This window comes from Gilliamella sp. Imp1-1 (genome assembly GCF_001690415.1).
In the GTDB taxonomy this organism is placed as follows: domain Bacteria; phylum Pseudomonadota; class Gammaproteobacteria; order Enterobacterales; family Orbaceae; genus Gilliamella; species Gilliamella bombi.
Genome location: NZ_LZHK01000040.1, coordinates 1 through 3,260 on the forward strand (window position 1 = coordinate 1; position 3,260 = coordinate 3,260).

Consider the following 3,260-nt stretch of genomic DNA (forward strand, 5'->3'; position numbering starts at 1 on the left):
CCTTATGCTACCCGCTTGGGCTCCTCCCCTTTCGCTCGCCGCTACTTAGGGAATCTCGGTTGATTTCTTTTCCTCGGGGTACTTAGATGTTTCAGTTCTCCCGGTTCGCCTCATCTAACTATGAATTCATTAGATGATAGTGTAGTTACCCACACTGGGTTTCCCCATTCGGACATCGACGGCTATTACGCTTTTTATCAGCTTACCGTCGCTTTTCGCAGATTAACACGTCCTTCTTCGCCTCTGATTGCCTAGGCATCCACCGTGTACGCTTAATTTCTTAACCTTACAACTCACAGTTGTCTTGGTTTAAATTACGCTTTCTTCTCTTTCTTACTTATTCTCTTTTTATTTATAGATTGTTCAATCAAAGTTCAATAAACTTTAACTAAACCTATAATTAAAAGCCTTTCGTAAAAACGAGAACTCGTTTCTTTCAGCTTGTTCCTAATTGTTAAAGAGCTTTATCTTTCTATTCACTTAACCACTAAATCAAGTAAATACAAACATAATTTATTTTAAAAGAGACTTCTTTAATGGTGGAGCTAAGCGGGATCGAACCGCTGGCCTCCTGCGTGCAAGGCAGGCGCTCTCCCAGCTGAGCTATAGCCCCATTGTTTTCACTTCTTCAACCCGTTAAAGCCAAAACCAGCAAAACCAAGATTGAATTGGTGGGTCTGAGTGGACTTGAACCACCGACCTCACCCTTATCAGGGGTGCGCTCTAACCACCTGAGCTACAGACCCAATAAAGTGACTCTTTCTTCTAAACAAACAATCTGTGTGAACACTTACGAGCACTTCGTAAGGAGGTGATCCAACCGCAGGTTCCCCTACGGTTACCTTGTTACGACTTCACCCCAGTCATGAACCACACCGTGGTAAACGCCCTCCCGAAGGTTAAGCTATCTACTTCTGGTGCAACCCACTCCCATGGTGTGACGGGCGGTGTGTACAAGGCCCGGGAACGTATTCACCGTGACATTCTGATTCACGATTACTAGCGATTCCGACTTCATGGAGTCGAGTTGCAGACTCCAATCCGGACTTAGACGTACTTTGTGAGGTCCGCTTACTCTCGCGAGGTCGCCTCCCTTTGTATACGCCATTGTAGCACGTGTGTAGCCCTGGTCGTAAGGGCCATGATGACTTGACGTCGTCCCCACCTTCCTCCGCTTTATCAACGGCAGTCTCCTTTGAGTTCCCGACCTAATCGATGGCAACAAAGGATAAGGGTTGCGCTCGTTGCGGGACTTAACCCAACATTTCACAACACGAGCTGACGACAGCCATGCAGCACCTGTCTCACAGTTCCCGAAGGCACTCTCGTATCTCTACAAGATTCTGTGGATGTCAAGACCAGGTAAGGTTCTTCGCGTTGCATCGAATTAAACCACATGCTCCACCGCTTGTGCGGGCCCCCGTCAATTCATTTGAGTTTTAACCTTGCGGCCGTACTCCCCAGGCGGTCGATTTATCGCGTTAGCTTCGGAGCCCATCACTCTAGGCAACAAACTCCAAATCGACATCGTTTACAGCGTGGACTACCAGGGTATCTAATCCTGTTTGCTCCCCACGCTTTCGCATCTCAGCGTCAGTATCTGTCCAGAAGGCCGCCTTCGCCACCGGTATTCCTCCACATCTCTACGCATTTCACCGCTACACGTGGAATTCTACCTTCCTCTACAATACTCTAGTTAACCAGTTTTAAGTGCAATTCCTAGGTTGAGCCCAGGGCTTTCACACCTAACTTAATTATCCGCCTACATGCCCTTTACGCCCAGTCATTCCGATTAACGCTCGCACCCTCCGTATTACCGCGGCTGCTGGCACGGAGTTAGCCGGTGCTTCTTCTGTGATTAACGTCAATTAATAAACCTATTAGATTCATCACCTTCCTCATCACCGAAAGTACTTTACAACCCGAAGGCCTTCTTCATACACGCGGCATGGCTGCATCAGGGTTCCCCCCATTGTGCAATATTCCCCACTGCTGCCTCCCGTAGGAGTCTGGACCGTGTCTCAGTTCCAGTGTGGCTGGTCATCCTCTCAGACCAGCTAGAGATCGTCGCCTTGGTGAGCCTTTACCCCACCAACTAGCTAATCCCATATGGGTTCATCAAATGGCGCATGGCCCGTAGGTCCCATGCTTTGGTCTCTCAACTTTATGCGGTATTAGCAGTCGTTTCCAACTGTTGTCCCCCTCCATTCGGCAGATCCCCATACCTTACTCACCCGTCCGCCACTCGTCATCAAGTGCAAGCACTCATGTTACCGTTCGACTTGCATGTGTTAAGCCTGCCGCCAGCGTTCAATCTGAGCCATGATCAAACTCTTCAATTTAAAGTTTGATGCTCAATAACTGTCTCTGACATATTCAAATGAATCTTCAGTGTCACTTATCAAGACTTAATTTTTTAGTCCGTAGACTTTAATCTTTCGTCTCGCAAGTGCCCACACAGATTGTCTGTTTCTTATTTTTAAAGAGCTGACAGCTTATGTTCCTCATCAATCTTTTGTTGATTTAGTTCTCTGTCTCAAGGGTTGCGTATACTACGCTAACCTTTTTTATTCGTCAAGATCTTTTTTAAAATTTTTGATCTCACTTAATCCCAACTCTTCGTCTGCTTGTCGCTGACTGCGTGTCAGTGGATGCGCATTATAGGGGCTTAAAAATTTCGTGCAAGTGTTAATTGCAATTTTTTTTTCGTTTGCATTTTATTTGTTCAAATCTACATGTTTAATATATTTGGTATAAACAAAATAAACGTAATTTGCTATAGAAAAAACAATTTATTAAGTTAATTTATATGGAAAATATAAAGACCTCATATTTTTAACATAAATTTAGAATATTAATTTACATTCTAAGTTTTAAATTTAATAAAAATATTTCAAAACACCAAGCCAGATAATAGATGATATTATCTAACGAATTGCCCCAATAAGGTATTTTGCTTTATTTTTGAAAACTAGCGTTATTATTTTAGCGATGATGACACTTACGATTAAAGTAGACACTAAAAAGATTACAGCTCCCAATGATGCTAACCAACCATTGTCGGTTTTAATTACATAACCTAGAGGAGAAATATACAATAATTGTTCAAGTTCTAAAACAATAATTTCATGAATAAAATAGATAGGAAAACTGATATTTGCCATATAAGAAAAGAATTTATATAACTTTCCCTCATTTGTTTTATGATTCAGCCCATCTAAAAAATAAAGCGCTAATATAAATAAAATGATTTTTTGTAA

Annotated in this window: 1 protein-coding gene, 2 tRNA genes and 2 rRNA genes; all 5 read right to left on the bottom strand. The window is 42.9% G+C overall.

What is annotated here, in order from left to right; genetic code table 11:
• Positions 1-286 (bottom strand): 23S ribosomal RNA (locus A9G38_RS03820); the annotation flags it as partial.
• A gap of 251 nt (positions 287-537) precedes the next feature.
• Positions 538-613: transfer RNA gene (locus tag A9G38_RS03825), tRNA-Ala, on the bottom strand.
• A gap of 56 nt (positions 614-669) precedes the next feature.
• Positions 670-746: transfer RNA gene (locus tag A9G38_RS03830), tRNA-Ile, on the bottom strand.
• Positions 747-804: 58 nt separating this feature from the next.
• A 16S ribosomal RNA gene (locus A9G38_RS03835) occupies positions 805-2,342 on the bottom strand.
• Positions 2,343-2,927: 585 nt separating this feature from the next.
• On the bottom strand, positions 2,928-3,260 hold a 333-nt coding region (locus A9G38_RS03840; protein WP_218056488.1), incomplete at its 5' end, for a hypothetical protein.